The sequence below is a fragment of the Variovorax trehalosi genome, from assembly GCF_051216415.1.
Lineage (GTDB): Bacteria > Pseudomonadota > Gammaproteobacteria > Burkholderiales > Burkholderiaceae_C > Variovorax.
Genome location: NZ_JBPJZG010000001.1, coordinates 1,010,578 through 1,029,452, shown reverse-complemented (window position 1 = coordinate 1,029,452; position 18,875 = coordinate 1,010,578). Strand labels below are relative to the sequence as shown.

General features: G+C 68.2%; 17 protein-coding genes. 11 read left to right on the top strand and 6 right to left on the bottom strand.

All coding sequences use genetic code 11. The features are described 5' to 3' along the window. Window positions 1-19 precede the first annotated feature (19 nt). Genes ACSFA7_RS04810 through ACSFA7_RS04790 form a run of 5 tightly spaced genes read left to right on the top strand, consistent with a single transcriptional unit; the run spans window position 20 to window position 7,960 of the window. A complete protein-coding gene (locus tag ACSFA7_RS04810) occupies window positions 20-781 on the top strand; it encodes a TetR/AcrR family transcriptional regulator (RefSeq protein ID WP_435498329.1) in 762 nt (253 codons plus the stop codon). Next, a complete protein-coding gene (locus ACSFA7_RS04805) occupies window positions 778-2,289 on the top strand; it encodes an efflux transporter outer membrane subunit (protein WP_435498328.1) in 1,512 nt (503 codons plus the stop codon). The genes ACSFA7_RS04810 and ACSFA7_RS04805 overlap by 4 nt, the downstream gene beginning before the upstream one ends. Beyond that, window positions 2,286-3,506 (top strand): efflux RND transporter periplasmic adaptor subunit, encoded by a 1,221-nt coding sequence (locus tag ACSFA7_RS04800; RefSeq protein ID WP_435498327.1) that lies wholly within the window; start codon window positions 2,286-2,288, stop codon window positions 3,504-3,506. The genes ACSFA7_RS04805 and ACSFA7_RS04800 overlap by 4 nt, the downstream gene beginning before the upstream one ends. A gap of 19 nt (window positions 3,507-3,525) precedes the next feature. Then, complete coding sequence (locus ACSFA7_RS04795; RefSeq protein WP_435498326.1) at window positions 3,526-6,666, top strand: efflux RND transporter permease subunit; 3,141 nt, start codon at window positions 3,526-3,528, stop codon at window positions 6,664-6,666. A 43-nt stretch (window positions 6,667-6,709) separates the two neighbouring features. Then, window positions 6,710-7,960, top strand: coding sequence for an acyltransferase family protein (locus ACSFA7_RS04790; protein ID WP_435498325.1), 1,251 nt, complete (start codon window positions 6,710-6,712; stop codon window positions 7,958-7,960). Between the two features lie 112 nt (window positions 7,961-8,072). Here the strand turns inward: ACSFA7_RS04790 and ACSFA7_RS04785 are convergent, their stop codons facing one another. The 3 genes from ACSFA7_RS04785 to ACSFA7_RS04775 form a co-directional block, all read right to left on the bottom strand. Next, window positions 8,073-9,596 (bottom strand): tripartite tricarboxylate transporter permease, encoded by a 1,524-nt coding sequence (locus ACSFA7_RS04785; RefSeq protein ID WP_435498324.1) that lies wholly within the window; start codon window positions 9,594-9,596, stop codon window positions 8,073-8,075. A gap of 1 nt (window position 9,597) precedes the next feature. Further along, a complete protein-coding gene (locus ACSFA7_RS04780) occupies window positions 9,598-10,146 on the bottom strand; it encodes a tripartite tricarboxylate transporter TctB family protein (protein WP_435498323.1) in 549 nt (182 codons plus the stop codon). A gap of 99 nt (window positions 10,147-10,245) precedes the next feature. Then, window positions 10,246-11,205, bottom strand: a complete 960-nt coding sequence (locus ACSFA7_RS04775) for a tripartite tricarboxylate transporter substrate binding protein (RefSeq protein WP_435498322.1) — start codon at window positions 11,203-11,205, stop codon at window positions 10,246-10,248. Between the two features lie 149 nt (window positions 11,206-11,354). Here ACSFA7_RS04775 and ACSFA7_RS04770 point away from each other — a divergent pair, with 149 nt between their 5' ends. The 5 genes from ACSFA7_RS04770 (at window position 11,355) to ACSFA7_RS04750 (ending at window position 15,100) form a co-directional block, all read left to right on the top strand. After that, window positions 11,355-12,035 (top strand): response regulator transcription factor, encoded by a 681-nt coding sequence (locus ACSFA7_RS04770; protein WP_206178899.1) that lies wholly within the window; start codon window positions 11,355-11,357, stop codon window positions 12,033-12,035. Window positions 12,036-12,042: 7 nt separating this feature from the next. After that, window positions 12,043-13,464 carry a sensor histidine kinase gene (locus ACSFA7_RS04765; protein WP_435498321.1) on the top strand — a complete coding sequence of 474 codons (1,422 nt, stop codon included), beginning with the start codon at window positions 12,043-12,045 and terminating at the stop codon, window positions 13,462-13,464. A 12-nt stretch (window positions 13,465-13,476) separates the two neighbouring features. Beyond that, window positions 13,477-13,911, top strand: a complete 435-nt coding sequence (locus tag ACSFA7_RS04760) for an RNA-binding S4 domain-containing protein (RefSeq protein ID WP_013541870.1) — start codon at window positions 13,477-13,479, stop codon at window positions 13,909-13,911. A gap of 44 nt (window positions 13,912-13,955) precedes the next feature. Beyond that, entirely contained in the window at window positions 13,956-14,762 is an 807-nt protein-coding gene (locus ACSFA7_RS04755) for a PPK2 family polyphosphate kinase (protein ID WP_435498320.1), read from the top strand. A 149-nt stretch (window positions 14,763-14,911) separates the two neighbouring features. Further along, window positions 14,912-15,100: a hypothetical protein gene (locus ACSFA7_RS04750; RefSeq protein ID WP_435498319.1), complete on the top strand. Its 189-nt coding sequence runs from the start codon at window positions 14,912-14,914 to the stop codon at window positions 15,098-15,100. A 55-nt stretch (window positions 15,101-15,155) separates the two neighbouring features. On the opposite strand, the gene ACSFA7_RS04745 is transcribed toward ACSFA7_RS04750, so the two are convergent. Further along, the gene (locus ACSFA7_RS04745; RefSeq protein WP_435498318.1) at window positions 15,156-15,827 is read right to left on the bottom strand and encodes a hypothetical protein; all 672 of its coding nucleotides are present in this window, start codon (window positions 15,825-15,827) and stop codon (window positions 15,156-15,158) included. Between the two features lie 165 nt (window positions 15,828-15,992). Here ACSFA7_RS04745 and ACSFA7_RS04740 point away from each other — a divergent pair, with 165 nt between their 5' ends. Beyond that, window positions 15,993-16,334 (top strand): c-type cytochrome, encoded by a 342-nt coding sequence (locus ACSFA7_RS04740; protein ID WP_435498317.1) that lies wholly within the window; start codon window positions 15,993-15,995, stop codon window positions 16,332-16,334. 18 nt (window positions 16,335-16,352) lie between these two features. On the opposite strand, the gene ACSFA7_RS04735 is transcribed toward ACSFA7_RS04740, so the two are convergent. Both ACSFA7_RS04735 and ACSFA7_RS04730 read right to left on the bottom strand, forming a co-directional pair. Then, window positions 16,353-18,341 carry a sensor histidine kinase gene (locus tag ACSFA7_RS04735; RefSeq protein WP_435498316.1) on the bottom strand — a complete coding sequence of 663 codons (1,989 nt, stop codon included), beginning with the start codon at window positions 18,339-18,341 and terminating at the stop codon, window positions 16,353-16,355. A gap of 70 nt (window positions 18,342-18,411) precedes the next feature. Beyond that, on the bottom strand, window positions 18,412-18,870 hold the full coding sequence (locus ACSFA7_RS04730; protein ID WP_277401895.1) for a (2Fe-2S)-binding protein: 459 nt from the start codon (window positions 18,868-18,870) through the stop codon (window positions 18,412-18,414). Window positions 18,871-18,875 lie beyond the last annotated feature (5 nt).

Below are 18,875 nucleotides of genomic sequence, written 5' to 3'. Positions count from 1 at the left end.
TGATTTCTCCCGTGGTCTAATGCCGGGCATGAACGCGAGGGATCCCATCACTTCCGCGCCGCGCCGCGCGCCCCGCGCCGACGGCGCCGAGGCGCGCCATCGCCTCCTGCACACCGCGCTGCGGCTCTTTGCGCAGAAAGGGTTCGCCAAGACCTCCACGCGCGAGATCGCCCGCGAGGCCGGGGTCAACATCTCGGCCATCAGCTACTACTTCAGCGACAAGAACGGTCTGTACGGCGCCTGCTTCACCGAGCCGATGGGCGGCGATTCCGACGACCTGGTCGCCATCTGCAGCACGCCCGGCCTCACGCTCCAGGAGGCGCTGCGCATCTGTTTCACCTCGGTGATCGAGCCGCTCAAGCAGGGCGAGATCGTGCGGCAATGCATCCAGCTGCACATGCGCGAGATGCTGGAGCCGACCAGCCAGTGGGCCAAGGAAATCGAGCGCGACATCAAGGGCCCGCACCGCGCCATCGCCGAGCTGCTGTGTCGCCACCTGAAGCTCGACCGCGCCGACGACGACATCCACCGCCTGACCTTCGCGATCACGGGGTTGTCGATGCAGCTCTACGTGAACCAGGACTTCATCGAGGCCGTTCGCCCTTCGCTGCTGCGCACGCCGCGCAGCATCGACACCTGGGCCGACCGCCTCACGGTCTACGCCATGGCGCTGGTGCAGGCCGAAGCCGCACGCCGCGAGGCGCTGGCTGACGACGACAAATCCGCAACCGCGCCTGCACCTGCATCGGCACCCGCACGCGCCGCGAGAAAGAAGCCATGAGACGACTCCGATTGATTGCCTCCCGCAGCCTCCTCCCGCTGGGCTTGAGCCTGGGCCTCGCGGGCTGCGGCCTGATGCGCCCGCCGGCCACGGTCGAGGCACCGTTCCCCCCGCAATGGAATGCGCCCCTGCCCCACGGCGGCTCGCTCGCATCGCTGGCCGACTGGTGGCGCCAGCTCGACGATCCGCTGCTGGTCGAGCTGATCGCCGCCGCCGAAGCCGCCAGCCCCAATCTCGCGAGCGCCGCGGCGCGCGTGGCCGAGGCGCGCTCCACGCGCGTGCAGGCCGGCGCGGCGCTGCTGCCCAGCCTGGACGGCACGGCATCGGCGAGCCGGGGCGTCTCGGGCTCTTCCTTCAGCGGAGGTGGCACGGGCTCGTCGTCGAGCAGCAGCAGCGCGTCCGCCACCGCACCGCTCACCACGTTGCAGGCCGGCCTGCAATCCAAGTGGGAGATCGACCTCTTCGGGCGCCTGCGCGCCGACCGCGATTCGGCCCAGCAGAAGCTCGACAGCGCCACCGCCAAATGGCACGACGCGCGCGTGGCCGTCGCGGCCGAAACCGCCAACGCCTATTTCGCCGAGCGCGCCTGCCGGCAGCAGCTGCGTGTGTCCGAGTCCGATGCCAAGTCGCGCAGCGAAACCTCGCGGCTCACCGACCTCTCGGCGGGTGCCGGCTTCACTGCACCGGCCGATGCGGCTCTCGCCCGCGCCAGCGCCTCGGACGCCTCGGGCCGCCTCACGCAACAGCGCGCCCTATGCGCGGTGCAGCGCAAGGCGCTGGTGGCGCTCAGCGGCATCGACGAACCCACGCTCGCGCAGAAGCTCGCCGTCTCGCACACGCAGCGCGCGCTGGTGGTGATGGGCAGCATCGAGAGCGTGCCGGCAGCGGCGCTTTCGCAGCGGCCCGACGTGTATGCGGCCGAACTTGCCGTGGCATCGGCCAGCGCCGACGTGGGCTCGGCCGAGGCCGAGCGCTATCCCAAGCTCAGCATCTCGGGCTCGATCGGCCGCATGCAGATCCGCACCAGCGGCTTTCGCGAGTCGATGGACACGTGGACGGTCGGGCCGGTGTCGCTCACCGTGCCGCTGCTCGACTTCGGCGCGCGCAAGGCCAACACCGACGCGGCCAAGGCGCGCTACACCGAGGCCGTGTCGCTCTACCGCGCGAACGTGCGGCAGGCGGTTCGCGAGGTCGAGGAAGCGCTGGTCAACCTCGACGCCACCGACGCCCGCACCACCGACGCCGACAGCGCGGTGAAGAACTACCAGGCCTCCTTCGACGCCACGCAGGCGCGCTACAGCAGCGGCCTCGCCAGCCTGTTCGAGCTGGAGGATTCGCGCCGCACGCTTTTCAGCGCGCAAACCGCGCGCGTCACGCTGCAGCGCGAACGCGCCGAAGCCTGGGTTTCGCTGTACCGCTCGATGGGCGGAGGCTGGAACCGGCCCGAATCGTCAGTGTCCTCGTCAACGACTTCTTCCTCGACCTCCAAGGTTGCGACGTCACCATGAAAACAATGAAGCGTTCCACCCTCGTCCTCGCGCTGCTGGCGCTCGTCATCGTCGTCGTTGCAGCCGTGTGGCTCGTGCGCAAGCCCTCGGGCACGCCTGCCGAGCAGGCCGCGGCAGCGAAGGCAAAAGACGGCGCGCCGGCGCCCAAGCCCGCGCTCACCGTCACCGTCGCCAAGCCCGAAGCCACCGAGCTGACCGTGACGCTCGCGGCCAACGGCAACGTCGCTGCCTGGCAGGAAGCCGTGGTCGGTTCCGAATCCAACGGCCTGAAGCTCGCCGAGGTGCGCGTGAACGTGGGCGATGTGGTCAAGAAGGGCCAGGTGCTCGCGGTCTTCTCGCCCGAGACGGTGCAGGCCGACATCGCGCAGTCGCGCGCCTCGCTCGCTGAAGCCCGTGCCACCGCGGCCGATGCCGCCGGCAACGCCGCGCGCGCCCGGACGCTGCAGGCCACGGGCGCCCTCAGCCAGCAGCAGATCAACCAGTACCAGACGACCGAGCAGACCGCCAAGGCGCGCGTCGAAGCCGCCGAGGCCGTGCTGGCCGCGCAGCAGGTGCGCGGGCGCAACACGCAGGTGCTGGCGCCGGACGACGGCGTGATCTCCGCGCGCACCGCCACGGTGGGCAGCGTGGTCGCGGCCGGCACCGAGCTGTTCCGATTGATCCGCCAGGGCCGCCTCGAATGGCGCGCCGAAGTCACCTCGGCCGAGCTCGCCCGCATCGCGGTTGGAACGCCCGCCTTCGTGGTCAGCGCCAGCGGCGCGCAGGTGCGCGGCAAGGTGCGCAGCATCGCGCCCACGGTCGATCCGCAGACGCGCGCGGCGTTGGTCTACGTCGACCTGCCCACGGTGCTGCAGAACACGGGCGTGAAGGCCGGCATGTTCGCGCGTGGCGACTTCGAACTGGGCCGCAGCTCGGCGCCCACGGTGCCGCAGGCTTCCATCGTTCCGCGCGACGGCTTCAACAACGTGTTTGTGCTGCAGCCCGACAACCGCGTCTCGCAGCTCAAGGTGCAAATCGGCCGCCGGCTGAACGACCGCATCGAGATCACGAGCGCGCTGCCCGAGGGCTCGCAGGTCGTCGTGCAGGGCGCCGGCTTCCTGAACGACGGCGACCTGGTGCGCGTGGTGGCGGCAACGCCGCCGGCCGCACCAGCGGCACCGGCAGCGACAGCAGCCCAGCCGGCGAAATCCGCAGCCTCCGCCGCGGTCGCCAAGTAAGACAAACAAGGACACGCTCATGAACGTTTCCGCCTGGTCCATACGCAACCCGATTCCGGCGGTGATGCTGTTCGTGCTGCTCACCTTCGGTGGGCTGCTGTCGTTCAACGCGATGAAGGTGCAGAACTTTCCGGACATCGACCTGCCGACCGTCACGGTCTCGGCGTTGCTGCCCGGTGCCGCCCCTTCGCAGCTGGAAACCGACGTCGCGCGCAAGCTCGAGAACTCCATCGCCACCGTGCAGGGCCTCAAGCACATCACCACCAAGGTGCAGGACGGCGCCGCCACGCTGATCGTCGAGTTCCGCCTCGAAAAGCCGGTGCAGGAAGCCGTGGACGACGTGCGCTCCGCGGTGCAGCGCGTGCGCGCCGACCTGCCGGCCGACGTGCGCGACCCGGTGGTCACCAAGCTCGACTTGGCGGGCCAGCCGGTGCTGGCCTTCACCATCGCCTCGTCGCAGATGGATGCCGAGGCGCTCAGCTGGTACGTGGACAACGACGTCACCAAGAAGCTGCTCGCGCTGCCCGGTGTGGGCGCGGTGAACCGCGTGGGCGGCGTCACCCGCCAGGTGCACATCGACCTGGACCCGAGCAAGCTGCAGGCGCTGGGCGCCTCGGCGGCCGACATCTCGCGCCAGCTGCGCCAGGTGCAGGTGGAGAGCGCGGGCGGCCGCTTCGACCTGGGCGGCAGCGAACAGCCGGTGCGCACGCTCGCCACCGTGCAGTCGGCCGACCAGCTCAACAACATCCAGATCGTGCTGTCCGATGGCCGCCGCGTGCGGCTCGATCAGGTGGCGCGCATCAGCGACACCATCGCCGAGCCGCGCTCGGGCGCCTTGCTCAACGGCAAGCCGGTGGTGGGCTTCGAAGTGGCCCGCAGCCGCGGCGCCAGCGAAGTGGAAGTGGGCCGCGCGATACAGAAGGCGCTGGGCGAGATGCGCGCGCAGCGCCCCGACATCGAGCTGACCGAAGCCTTCAACTTCGTAGACCCGGTGGAAGAGGAATACAACGGCTCGCTGCACCTGCTGTACGAAGGCGCCATCCTGGCGGTGATCGTGGTGTGGCTGTTCCTGCGCGACTGGCGTGCCACCTTCGTCTCGGCCGTGGCGCTGCCGATGTCGGTGATCCCGGCCTTCATCGGCATGTTCGTGCTGGGCTTCTCGGTCAACGTCATCTCGCTGCTCGCGCTCTCGCTGGTGGTCGGGATATTGGTGGACGATGCGATCGTGGAGGTCGAGAACATCGTGCGGCATCTGCGCATGGGCAAGACGCCCTACCAGGCGGCGATGGAGGCGGCCGACGAAATCGGCCTGGCGGTGATCGCCACCACCTTCACGCTGATCGCGGTGTTCCTGCCGACGGCCTTCATGAGCGGCGTGGCCGGCAAGTTCTTCAAACAGTTCGGCTGGACGGCCTCGCTCGCGGTGTTCGCCTCGCTGGTGGTCGCGCGGGTGCTCACGCCCATGATGGCGGCCTACATCCTCAAGCCCATCGTCGGCGAAGAAAAAGAGCCGGGGTGGCTGCGCTGGTACATGCGCGCGGTGGAGTGGAGCACGCACAACCGCTTCAAGACGATGGTGATGGCCACCCTCTTCTTCTTCGGTTCGCTCGCGATGATCCCGCTGCTCAAGACCGGCTTCATTCCGCCGGACGACAACTCGCAGACGCAGGTGTACCTGTCGCTCGCGCCGGGCTCCACGCTCGCGCAGACCACCGCGGCCGCCGAGGAAACGCGCAACCGCGTGATGAAGATCGCACATGTGAAAAGCGTCTACACCACGGTGGCCGGCGGCAGCGCCGGCGGCGACCCGTTCGCCAGCTTCGGCACGCCCGAGACGCGCAAGGCCACGCTCACCATCAAGCTGGACGAGCGCGGCGATAGGCCGCGCAAGCAGGTGATCGAGAACCAGATCCGCACCGCCCTGGAGACGCTGCCCGGCGTGCGCAGCACCGTGGGCCTGGGCGGCTCGGGCGAGAAGTACATCCTGGCGCTCACGGGCGAAGACCCGGTGGCGCTGGCGACCGCCGCCAGCGCGGTCGAGAAGGACCTGCGCACCATCGCGGGCCTGGGCAACATCACCTCCACCGCAAGCCTGATCCGCCCGGAGATCGCCGTGCGGCCGGACTTCGCGCGCGCCGCCGACCTGGGCGTGACCAGCGCCGCCATCGCCGAGACGCTGCGCGTGGCCACGCTGGGCGACTACGACCAGTCGCTCGCCAAGCTCAACCTCGCGCAGCGGCAGGTGCCGATCGTGGTGAAGCTGGAAGACTCGGCGCGCAAGGACCTCGACCTGCTCGGCCGCCTCTCGGTGCCTGGCGCACGCGGCCCCGTCATGCTGAGCCAGGTGGCCTCGCTCACCATGGAAGGCGGCCCGGCCGTGATCGACCGCTACGACCGCTCGCGCAACGTCAACTTCGAGATCGAACTCTCCAGCGTGGGCCTGGGCGATGCGAAGACCGCGGTGATGAACCTTCCCTCGATCCAGAAGCTGCCGCCCGGCGTGCGCGTGACCGAGGTGGGCGATGCGGAAGTGATGACCGAGCTCTTCGCGAGCTTCGGCCTCGCGATGCTCACGGGCGTGCTGTGCATCTACATCGTGCTGGTGCTGCTGTTCAAGGACTTCCTGCATCCGGTGACCATCCTGTGCGCGCTGCCGCTCGCGCTCGGCGGCGCCTTCGTGGGTCTGCTGATCGGGCAGAAGGCGCTCTCGATGCCGTCGCTGATCGGGCTCATCATGCTCATGGGCATCGCCACGAAGAACTCGATCCTGCTGGTGGAATACGCCATCGTGGCGCGCCGCGACCACGGAATGAGCCGCTGGGACGCGCTGCGCGATGCCTGCCACAAGCGCGCGCGGCCCATCATCATGACCACGCTCGCCATGGGCGCCGGCATGCTGCCGATTGCCGTGGGCTTCGGCGCCGCGGACTCCAGCTTCCGCTCGCCGATGGCGATGGCGGTGATCGGCGGGCTGATCACCTCGACCGTGCTGAGCCTCTTGGTGGTGCCGGCGGTGTTCACCTACGTTGACGACATCGAGCACTGGATCCGGCGCACCGTGCGCAGGCTGCGCGGGCAGCCGGCCGATCCGCACATCGACGACGACCTGCGCGAGACCACGGGGGACAGCGGCGCCGCGCCCGCCCGGACGGGCGCCTGAGCCCCCTGCCAGTCCACGGCATCGAAGACGAACAAGGCAAGCGATGAGTGTCTTCTCCGCCTGGCCGTATGTCGTGCTCATGGGCGTGGTGCTCGTCGCGCTGGCCCTGCCGGTCTTCCGCGCCGCCGACGAGCCGCCGCAGCGCGACCAGCGCACCGCGACGCTCGACGGGTTGCGCGGCTTTCTCGCCCTCAGCGTCTTCGTGCATCACCTGATGGTGACCCACGGCTACCTCGAAAGCGGCGAGTGGACGTTTCCGTCCTCGGGCTTCCCCACGCTGCTCGGGCAGGTTGGCGTGGGGGTCTTCTTCATGATCACCGGCTTCCTGTTCTGGGGAAAGTTGCTTGACACCAAGGGCCGGCCCGACTGGCGCAGCCTCTACGTCGGCCGGCTCTGGCGCATCGGCCCGATGTACCTGGTGACGGTCGGGCTGATGCTCTTCATCGTTGCCTGGAAAACCGGGTTCACGCTCAGGGAGCCGGTCTGGTCCGTGCTGGGCGGGGCGCTGCAATGGCTGGCGCTCGGCATCGTGCCGATGCAGCCCGACATCAATGGCTATGTCGGAACGACGTTCATCCTCGCCGGCGTGACCTGGACGGTCTTCGTGGAGTGGCTGTTCTACGGATCGCTCCGCTTGATGGCACCGCTCGCGCGCAACGGGCGAACGCCGCGCTTCGTTGCCGGCGGCTTGCTGCTGCTGTGCCTGCCGGCGCTGACGATCGCGGCGCTTCCATCGGCCGGCTCGCCCACGCAGCCCACGCTCGCGCTGGTGATCGGTGCGATGGCCTGGGTGCTGGCGTCGTTTCTCCTCGGAATGCTGTCGGCGTGGCTGATCCGGTACGAAGGCGCGAGGCGGCTCGCTTCACGCCTGCCGGCATGGGGCGCATCGCTGCTCGCCCTCGCCTGCCTGGGCGCCCTGTTCCTTGGGTTCCCACACATGGTCGGCCCCGTTCAGGTCGTGCTGCTCTGGCTCTTTTTCCACCTGGTCTGCAACGGCAGCACGCTCTACGGCCTGCTGGCCCTGCGCGCGGCGCGGCGCATGAGCACGGTGAGCTACAGCATCTACCTGCTGCAGGGCATCGCGCTGACCGCGGTCTTCGCGGTGCCGCCGCTGCAGGACTTCGCAATGGCCGGGGCGATGCAGTACTGGCTGGTGGGCACGCTGTGCGCGCTGCTGCTCGTGGCGGCTTCGGTGGCCAGCTACCGGCTCGTGGAGAAGCCCGGCATCGCGCAAGGCAAGCGTGCGCGGTCCGGCCTGCGCCGCCTGCCCGCCGCGCAGGCGGCCAACTCCTGAGCGGCTCGGTCGCAGGTCCTAGCGCCCGCGACCGCCGCCTGAAAGAGCCAAAAGAAAAATGCCGCGGGGCCAGGGCGCCGCGGCATTTCGGAGAGGAAGCGAAGAAGGCGCGTCAGGCGTCCAGTTGCGCCAGCCGCTTCAACTTGCGCTCGCTCATGCGCTTGGCCAGGCGCGGCAGCACCAGCACGGCCACCACGATGATCACCAGCGCGATCGACATCGGACGCTGGAAGAACACCGCCGCACTGCCCTCGCCGATCGACATGGCGTTGCGCAGCTGCGCTTCGGCGAGCGGGCCGAGGATCATGCCGACCACCACGGGGGCGGTCGGGAAATCGAAGCGGCGCATCACCACGCCCAGGAGGCCGATGGCGTAGAGCAGGAACAGGTCGAACGCGCTCTGGCGCATGCCGTAGGCACCCACCGTCGCGAAGATCAGGATGCCGGCATAGAGCTGTGGCTTCGGGATCTTCAGGAGCTTGACCCACAGGCCCACCATCGGCAGGTTCAGCACCAGCAGCATCACGTTGCCGATGTAGAGCGAGGCGATCAGCGCCCACACCAGCGCGGCCGAGGTGGTGAAGAGCTGCGGCCCCGGCTGGATGCCGTAGTTCTGGAACGCGCCCAGCAGGATGGCGGTGGTGTTCGAGGTCGGGATGCCGAGCGTGAGCAGCGGGATCAGCGCGGCCGTCACCGTGGCGTTGTTGGCGGCCTCGGGGCCGGCCACGCCTTCGATGGCGCCGGTGGTGCCGAACTCGGCCTTGGCGTCCCTGTCCTTGGCCAGCTTCTTCTCGGTCGCGTAGCTCAGGAAGGTCGGGATCTCGGTGCCGCCGGCCGGAATGCAGCCGAAGGGCGTGCCGATGGCGGTGCCGCGCAGCCAGGCGGGAATCGAGCGCTTCCAGTCGCGCTTGGTCATGTGCACGCGGCTGAGCTTGTTCTGGCCTTCGACGACCTTGCCCTCGTAGAGCACCGCGTAGAGCACTTCGGCCACGGCGAACAGGCCGACCGCGACCAGCACGATCTCGATGCCGTCGAGCAACTCGGGCACGCCGCCCGTGTAACGGCCCTGGCCGGAGATCTGGTCCAGGCCCACGCAGCCGGCCGCGAGGCCGACGAACAGCGCCGTCATGCCGCGCAGCGTGCTCTTGCCGAGCACCGCGCTCACCGTGGTGAAGGCCAGCAGCATCAGGAGGAAATACTCGGGCGGCCCGAGCTTGACCGCGAACTCGGCCACGAACGGCGCAAACAGCGTGACGATGACGGTGGCGATGGTGCCGGCCACGAAGGAGCCGATGGCCGCGGTGGCGAGCGCCGCGCCCGCCCGGCCGCTCTTGGCCATCTTGTTGCCTTCCATCGCGGTCACCATGCTGGCGGTTTCGCCGGGCGTGTTCAGCAGGATCGAGGTGGTCGAGCCGCCGTACATGGCGCCGTAGTAGATGCCCGAGAAGAAGATCATCGAGGCCGTGATGTCGACCTTGCCCGTGATCGGCAGCAGCATGGCCACCGCCACCGCCGGGCCGATGCCGGGCAGCACGCCCACGGCCGTGCCCAGGGCACAACCGACCAGGCACCAGAGCAGATTGATCGGGGTGATCGCCGTGGCGAAGCCCGCCATCAGTGCGTTGAAGATTTCCATGTCAGAGCCACCCGGTCGATGTGAGGCCCGGCAGGTTGATCGCCAGGAACTGCGTGAACATCCAGAACACAGGGGCGGAGATCAGCGCGCCGGTGACGAAATCGATGGCGAAGGTGCGCGGCGAATTCACGCCGGCCTGTCCGCTTGCGCGGCGCAGGCCCTGCACGGCCAGCAGGTAGCACAGCGTGCAGCTCAGGATGAAGCCCAGCGTGGTGATGAGCGCCGCGTTGAGCAGGAGGCCCGCCGAGACCCAGACGAAGCCGGGCCAGTAGGCGCGGTCGGCCCCCGTGGGCGCATCGAGCTCGCGAAAGCCGCCGGTGCGCGCTTCCCAGAGGATCCAGGCGCCGCAGAGCACGAGCACCACGGACACCATCCAGGGCAGGAAGTTGGGGCCGACGCCGCCGTAGCCGGCCTCGGAGGAGATGCCGATGGCGCCGAAGGCCAGTGCGAGGCCGGTGAGCAGGACGCCCGCGCCGACGAGGGTTTGCGGCCAGACAGCCGCTTGGGCCGCCGAATCAGGCGGCGAGACCGAGGAATCTGGAGTTGTCATTTTTGCTCCCGGAATGTGGTGCTGGATTTGAAAACGGCACGCTGTCGTCTCTTGCGAGGACAGCGTGCCATTCGGCAGGCAGGTATTGCGCGGTTGCCGTCAGACCATGCCGGACTTGGTCATGATCGCCCGGAGGCTGGCGAAGTCGTCGTCCACGAATTTGGCGAACGCTTCGCCCGAGATCACGGCAGGCGTCCAGTCGTTCTTCTTGAGCGACTCGGCCCACGACGAACTCTTCATGGCGGCCAGCACCATGTCGGTCAGCGCCTTGCGCTGCTCGGCCGAGATGCCGGGGGCGCCGTACACGCCGCGCCAGTTGCCGATTTCCACGTCGATGCCCTGCTCCTTGAGCGTGGGCACATTGATGCCCGGCAGGCGCTGGGCGGAGGTGACGGCAATCGCCTTCATCTTGCCGGCGGCGATGTATTCGGCGAACTCGCTGTAGCCGCTGCCGCCGACGGTGACATTGCCGCCCAGGATGGCGGCGGTGGCTTCACCGCCTCCGCGGAAGGCCACGTAGTTGATCTTGGAGGGATCGGCGCCGACCTTCTGCGCGATCATGGCCGCGGCGATGTGCTCGGTGGAGCCGCGCGAACCGCCGCCCCACTTGACGCTGCCCGGGTCCTTCTTGAGCTGGTCGACCACGTCCTTCATGGTCTTCAGGGGCGAATTGGCCGGCAGCACGAACACGTTGTATTCGGTGGTCAGGCGCGCAATGGGCGTGGCCTGCTCCAGCTTGACCGGCGGCTTGCCGGTGATGATGCCGCCCAGCATGACCGAACCCATCACCATCAGCGCGTTGGCGTCGCCCTTGGAGCCGTTCACGAACTGGGCCAGGCCCAGTGCACCGGCGGCGCCGCCCTTGTTGTCGTAGGTGACGGTGTCGGCCACCTTGGCGTCGCTCAGGGCCTTGCCCAATGCGCGGCCGGTGGTGTCCCAGCCGCCGCCCGGGTTGGCGGGGATCATCATCTTGACGTTGGCTGCAGCACGCGCCGAGAGCGGAAGCGCTCCGGCGGCGGCCAGAGCGGCCAGGGACTTCAAAAAGGTATCGCGACGCATCGTTGTCTCCAGAGGGGCTGAAAGGAAAGTGGCAGGAACCTGACTCAGGCCTGAGCCGCTATCATGCGCCGCCCCGCTGTCAGTTGGCTGTCCGCCAGACTGGGGAAAACACCAAAGTATCCATTCCGCTCCCCCCACATGACCCCCGTATGAAGCTGCTGCTGGTCGAAGACGATCCCTCGATGCAGATCACCCTGCAGCGCACCCTCGGCCGCCGCCGGATCGATGTGCGCGTCTGCGGCGACGGGGCCGAGGCGGTGGCGCAGTGGCGCGCCATCGAGCCCGACGTGGTGGCGCTCGACCTGAGCCTGCCCAACCTTGATGGCCTGCAGGTCCTGGCCCAGGCCCGCGCCGAGGGGCTGCGCACGCCGGTGCTGCTGCTCACGGCCCGCGGTACCGTGGGCGACCGCATCGTGGGCCTGAACGCCGGCGCCGACGACTACCTGCCCAAGCCCTTCGACCTCGACGAGCTGGAGGCCCGCATCCGCGCGCTGCGCCGGCGCAGCCAGAGCGCGGGCCTCGACACCGCGCTCAACCCCCAGGAGATCGGCGGCCTGCGCTTCGAGCCCGACAACGGCGCCATCTACAACCGCGCCGACCTGCTCGAACTCACGCCGCGCGAGCTCGCACTGATGAAGGCGCTGATGATGAAGCCGGGCCATGCAGTGACCAAGGAGCGCCTGTTCGAGCTGGTGTTTCCGGGCGAGACCGAGGTGCAGTACGAGGCCATCGAGGTGGTGGTGTATCGCCTTCGCAAGAAGCTCGTGGGCACGGGCGCGGTGCTGATGACGATGCGCGGCCTCGGCTATCTGCTGCGGCCCGAGACATGAAGGCCGCATGAAGCATGTCTCCTCGCTGCGCGCGCGGCTGCTGATCGGCATCCTCGCGCCGGTGGCGCTGTTCATCGTGATCAACAGCGTGAGCCTGTACCGCCAGAGCCTCGCGGCCGCCACCACCGCCTACGACCGCACCTTGCTCGCCTCGGCCAAGACCATCGGCGAGCAGCTCGACGTGGAGGGCTACGACGAGCTCGCGCAGTTGCGCGCGATCGTGCCCTACTCCGCGCTCGAAGCCTTCGAGGCCGACAACCGCAGCCGCCTGTTCTACAGGGTCTCCGCGCTCGACGGCGAGATGATTTCGGGCTTTGCCGAGTTGCCGTTCTGGCGCGGCCGCATTCCGGACCGCAGCGCGTATGCGGCGCTGGTCGATTTCTACGATGCGCAGTTCCGGGGGCAACCCGTTCGCGTCGCGGTGCTGCTGCAGCCGGTGGCCAGCGCGCGCGGCCGCGGCATGGCGGTGGTGCAGGTGGCCGAGACGCTGGAGCTGCGCGAGACGCTGGTGCGCAAGCTGCTGCTCGACACGCTCTGGCGCCAGTTGCTGCTGATGGGCGTGATCGCGGGCGTCACGGTGTTCGTGGTGCACCGCGCCACGCGCTCGGTGCGCGAACTGGGCGAAGCCATCGAGAAACGGCCGGCGGACGACCTCTCGGCCATTGATGCACCCGATGCGCCGCGCGAACTGCGCCCCTTGATCGACGCCACCACCGAGGTGATGGGCCGGCTGCAGCGGCTGCTCGACCACCAGAAGCGCTTCGTGCGCGACAGCGCCCACCAGCTGCGCACGCCGCTGGCGGTGCTCAAGGCGCAGGTGCAGTCGGCGCGCCGCGGCGACGTGGCGCCCGAGCAGGCCTTCGGCGAGATCAGCCAGACGGTCGAGCGCGCCACGATGCTGGCCAACCAGATGCTCTCGCTCGCCAAGGTGGAGCAACTGCGCCAGCAGCCCGAGTCGGTGACGCTTGACCTGGGCGACGTGGTGCGCAACATCGTGCTCGACCTGTCGCCGCTGGTGGCCGACAAGGCGCTCGACTTCGAGCTGGCCGCGGGCGAGCCGGTGGCCGTGCGCGCGCACCAGTGGATGCTGCAGGAGCTCACGCGCAACCTGCTGCACAACGCGATCAAGCAGAGCCCGCAGGGCGCGGCGCTGTCGGTGAGCGTGCGGGCTGTCGGGGGGCAGGCGGTGCTGACGGTGCGCGACGAAGGGCCCGGCATTTCGCCCGAACTGAGGCAGCGCCTGTTCGCGCCCTTCTCCGCCGGCAGCACGTCGAGCGGCTCGGGGCTGGGGCTGGCGATCTGCCGCGAGATCGTGCTGGCGCTCGAAGGCCGCATCGACCTCGAAAACCGCACCACGCAGGACAGCGCCGCCAGGGTCATCGGGCTGGACGCCGTCGTGCATCTGCCGCTCTGGCGGCACAATTCCTGATCTATGGAATCTCTGGAACGTTTGCGCATCGACAAATGGCTCTGGGCCGCACGCTTCTTCAAGACGCGTTCGCTGGCCGCGGAGGAAATCGGCAAGAACCGGGTGCAGGTGAACGGCGACGTTGCCAAGGCCTCGCGCGAGGTGAAGGCCGGCGACACCGTGACGATGCGCCTGGGCGTGCAGACGCGGACCGTGACAGTGCGCGGCATCAGCGGCCAGCGCGGGCCGGCGCCCGTCGCCCAGTTGCTCTACGAGGAAACTGCGGAAAGCATCGCCGCACAGGCTGCACTGCGCGAACAGCGCCGCATGGGCAGCGAGCCGGCCCTGGCCATCGAACAGGGCCGTCCGACCAAGCGCGACCGGCGCGATCTCGACGGCGCGGTGCGCCATGCCGAATGGGACAACCGCTGGAGCGCCTCGATCGATCCCGAAGATACCGAGCGCTGATTCGCTTACGCTGTCGGCTTTCCTTCTTCAAGGGGTTCCGGTTCATGGCCAGCTTCAAGAAATACCGCGTCGGCAGCAAGTTCAAGCTCTCGCAGGTCGATCCCGGCGACACCGCCTTCTGCGAGGGCGACGAAGCCGCGCAGCGCGAAGAGGTCGACGCGATGGCCGTCGAGCTCGACGAGCTGCAGAACCTGCTTCACGCCGAAGGTCGCCGCAAGGTGCTGCTGGTGCTGCAGGGCATGGACACCAGCGGCAAGGACGGCACGGTGCGCTGGGTGTTCTCGCGCACCTCCCCGCTGGGCGTGCGCGTGGCGGCCTTCAAGGCACCGACCGAAGAGGAACGGGCGCGCGACTATCTCTGGCGTTGCCACGCCGTCGTGCCCCGCAACGGCGAGATCGCGGTGTGGAACCGCAGCCACTACGAAGACGTGCTGGTGCCGGTGGTCGAAGGCTGGATCGACAAGGCCGAGGCCAAGCGCCGCTATGCCCAGATCAACGACTTCGAGCGGCTGCTGGCCGAGACCGGCACGGTCATCGTGAAGTGCATGCTGCACATCGACAAGGACGAGCAGCGCGAGCGCCTGCAGGCCCGAATCGACACGCCCGGCAAGCAGTGGAAGTTCAGCATGGGCGACCTGGAAGTGCGCACCAAGTGGCCCGCCTACCAGCGCGCTTATGACAACGCGCTGGCCGCCACATCGACCGAGCATGCGCCGTGGTACGTCATACCGGCCAACAGCAAGCGGCACCGCAACCTGATGATTGCGCAACTGCTGATGAAGACGCTGCGGCAGATGAAGCTCAAGGCCCCGCCGCCGGACCCGGCGCTCAAGGGAATGATCGTCAAGTGAGGCGTGGGGCACGGCTGCGGGAGCAGCGGCCCAGGTTTTTGGTGTCCTGTTTGTAAAGTGCCCAGCGGCCTACGAGGTGGGGCAGCTCTGCGAACTAAGGTTCATGCCGCACCGGATTTTGGTGCGTCATCAACCCGAAGGACTCCAACATGAAAAAAATCATCTTCGTCATCGCCGCCTGCGTTCTCTCGACCGCTGCCCTGGCCCAGCCATCGCCGCGGCACGGACCGGGCTATGACCGTTCGCACGCAGGACAGAGCCACCGCAAGCACAAGGTCTGGGTGCCGGCGCACCGCGAACATGGCCGCCGCGTGCCGGGACATTACGTCTGGCGTTAAAGCCTCAAAAAAGAAGCCGGCATGAAAGCCGGCTTCTTTTTTTGCCTGAAGAAACTCAGGAACGACGGACCGGCGCCTGCGCCAGCACGCGGCACTTGCCGAATTCGCAGCGCACCGCCCAGGTGCCGCCGTTTTCGCAAGGCACGTTGTACGACTCGAAGCCCGGGCCCTTGGCCGTGAGTTCGGCGCGCGGCTGCACGTTGCAGCGCCCGGCCTTGGCCAGCGATTCGACGTTGTAGGTGTCGATGCCGGTGCGGCGCGGCTTGGCGGCGACCACTGGATCGAAGGTGTGGCCATAGAAGGTGTCGCGCACGTCCGGATCGAGGTTGCGGTAGCCGCGCTTGGCCATGCAGTGGACGATCGCAATTTCCTGGTGCTCGGCCATGAGCTCCGAGGTCGGGCGGCCATTCCAGTCGATGACGGCTGCGCTGATGCCGGTGTACGAAGCGGCGGCAACGATGCCCTGGCCATGCACCGTGATCAGGCCCAGACCCAGCGCCAGCCACATGGCATCGCCGGTTTCGCTGCGCGCGGTGATGCGGGTGGCTGCCGTGCGGCAGGCCTGCACGTCGTTGTCGTAGCGAACCTTGTCGACGCCTTCCATGGCGACCATGGGCACGTAGGTGAGTCCGGACCCGGTGCCGGGTTCGGTCGGCACCAGCGGCGCCCTGGCGGTGCAGCCCATCAGGGCCACAGCGGCGAACGCAATGCTCAGCAACAGCTTCATGGGGTTTCCCTCGTCCTCTTTCGCGGTAGTTCCGCGGATTTAACCATACATATAGTTACTCTTGAATCGACTTGTCGCGAATGCACTACGACCGACGAGGCGGCATGCGACCATGCGTTCCCGCTCCTGGCGGGCCGCAAATCAAAGTACCTACAACCCCTGCGCATGAAGCTCCCGATCGCCGTCCTGCTGTTGCTTTTCAACAGCGCATCCATCGCCACCGCGCAGACCGCGCCGGTGGACCTGCTCAGGAAAAACGGCTGCATGGCCTGCCATGGACTGGTCCACAAGCAGGTCGGCCCGGGTTTCGCGCAGATCGCGGAGCGCTATCGCAACGATCCGGAGGCGCCGCCGCGCCTGGCGGAGAAGATCCGCAACGGCAGTGTCGGCACCTGGGGCCGCGTCATCATGCCGCGGCAGAGCCTGGTGTCGGAGGCCGATGCGCGGGTGCTGGCGGCCTGGGTGCTTTCGCAGCCTCCGCTGGCAAAGAAAGAAGGCCCGAAGTAGCGCAGGGGCCTCGGCGCATCAGGCAGCGGCCCGCACTGCCTTTTCTGCATCGACCTTCCGCCGAAGCGGCAGCCACAGCGTGAAGCGCGTTCCGCCGCTGCCGGATTCCCAGTTCACAGTTCCGCCGATCGCCATGGCACGCTGCTGCTGGTTGCGCAGCCCCCGGCCGCTTCGCCGCATGGCCTCTTGCACATCGAAGCCCGCGCCGTTGTCCTCGATCACCACCGAGACGCCCTCGCCCGCCGTCGCGGTGCTGAAGCCGATGGTGGTGGCCCGCGTGTGGCGCAGCACGTTGGCGATGCACTCCTGCATGATCCGCAGGATGTGCAGCGCGCTCCCCGGGTCCAGCCAGGGCAGCTCGGGCACCGGCTGCACTTCCCAGCGCAGCGCCACGCCGGCGCTCTCGATGCGCGGCGCCAGGCGAAAACGCAGGGTGGCGAGCAGCAGCAACAGGTCGGCGTCCACGCTCTCCATGGAGTCGATGGCCAGCTTCAGGTCGTCCATGCAGCCCTTGAGCACGTCGGAGATCTCGGCATCCGTCATGGCGCCCCGCTCCACCGAACGGATGGCGCTGATGAGCGACGAGCCCAGCCCGTCGTGCATGTCCTGCATCAGGCGCCGGCGCTCGGCATCGAGCATCTGCTGGTTCTCGATCACGCGCAGCCGCTGGTAGCTTTGTTCCAGCTCGGCTTCGCGTGCCTGCAGGCGCTGCGCCAGGCCCTTGTTCAGCCGGGCCACTTCGGCGAACGCACCGGTGTACCGCTCGAACATGATGTACGAGAAGACGAAGAACAGGCTGATGATCGCGTAGGGCGAGGTGTACACGCTCTCCGGGCTCACCAGGTTGTTCTGCAGCAGCCCGTCGTAGGAAGTGAACGCGACGGCAAAGACCGTCCAGCCCGCGACCAGCCGCCCCTCGGGCAATTTCGCGCGCAACGCCTTGCGCAGGTTCACCGCGAAGATCAGCACCGCGACCGGCAGCACCATCAGGTTGAGCAGCGGCGTGATCAGGTAGAGGCTCGCGATGGACGGCGACAGATGCGGCAGCGTGGCGATGCTGCAGGCCGTTGCCAGCGCCACCGACAAGCGGGTCAGCCAGGGCGAGGGCTGCTGGTGCAGGCGCTGCAGGAAGAGGTGGATGGCGATGATCAGCCAGAGCAGCGAGGCCACCGTCATCCATTCGAACAGCTCGTCCGAGACCGGAAAGTAGTTGCCGCCCGCGTAGTAGTGGAGCGTCCGCAGGAAGGCCAGCGCCGAGATCGCGAAGAACAGCAGGTAGAGCGACTCGCGCCGCTTGCCCAGGTACACCGCGAATGCGAAAACGCCCACCGCCAGGAACGCGGCGCTGCCCATGGCCGGCACCTGCACCTGCAGCAGCTCGCGGATCTGATAGCGCCAGTTCAGCGACGCCTGGTCGCCCACCCACACGGTGGAGAACCCGCTCCCGCTGCTGCGCAGGCGGTCAACGCGGATCAGCACCGAGGTTGGAGAAAACGCGCCGTCGGTCGCATTCAGCGGCAGCAGCAGCGGATGGTTGTAGCCGTTGTGGATCGGGCTGCCATGCGATTGGTAGAGCAGGACGCCATCGCCGTACACCGCGATATGGCCCAGCGTCTTCCAGCGCGGAAGGTAAAGCAGGCGCGGCTGTCTCGACGGCAGCTGACCGGTCAGGTCGATGCGGTACCAGTCGGTGAGGGTCCGCACGCCGCCCAGCGGCGTGGGGACCAGTTCACGTCCGGCCGTGTGCGGGAGGTCGACTTCCTGCCATCCGTCGTTCGGCAGCCGGGCGTCCTCGATGCGCTGCGGAGGCGCGGAATATCCCGTGCCGGGGACGGACAGCAGTTCGGCGCGGGTGATGTGGACGGCGCCATCGGACGGTGGCGCGGCATCGGCTGCGTGTGCCCCTTGCACAAGAGAGAACGCAGCCAGCGGCAGGGCCAGGCACAACGTTGCGATCCAGCGGCCCAGCCCGGCGCGGCGGTCGGAATCGGCGGGAGATGTGTGCATTAGTTAACAATTATGTCTCCCGACCCGTCTATCCGCATGACGGGTTCGCGCCTGGCGGGCGCCCGTCCCGCTACCCCATCATGGCCGCGGCCGCCTTGATCGCCTCCCGGATGCGCCCGTAGGTGCCGCATCGACAGACGTTCTCGATGGCATCGATGTCCGCATCGGTCGGGTTGCGGGTGCGCCGCAGCAGATCGACCGCCGCCATGATCTGCCCCGGCTGGCAGAAGCCGCACTGCGGCACGTCCAGGTTCATCCAGGCCTGCTGCACCGGATGCAGCACGTTGCCGTTGGCCAGGCCCTCGATGGTCGTCACCTGGCGGCCGCGCACGTCGGCCACCCGCGTCGAGCAGGCGGTGACCGCCTTGCCGTCCACGTGGCAGGTGCAGGCCTTGCACACGTTGATGCCGCAGCCGTACTTCGGGCCGGTGATGCCGAGCTTGTCGCGCAGCACCCAGAGCAGCGCCATGTCGTCGGGCGCCTCGACATCGACATTGCTGCCGTTCACCTTGAAAGATTGCACGGACATGGGGG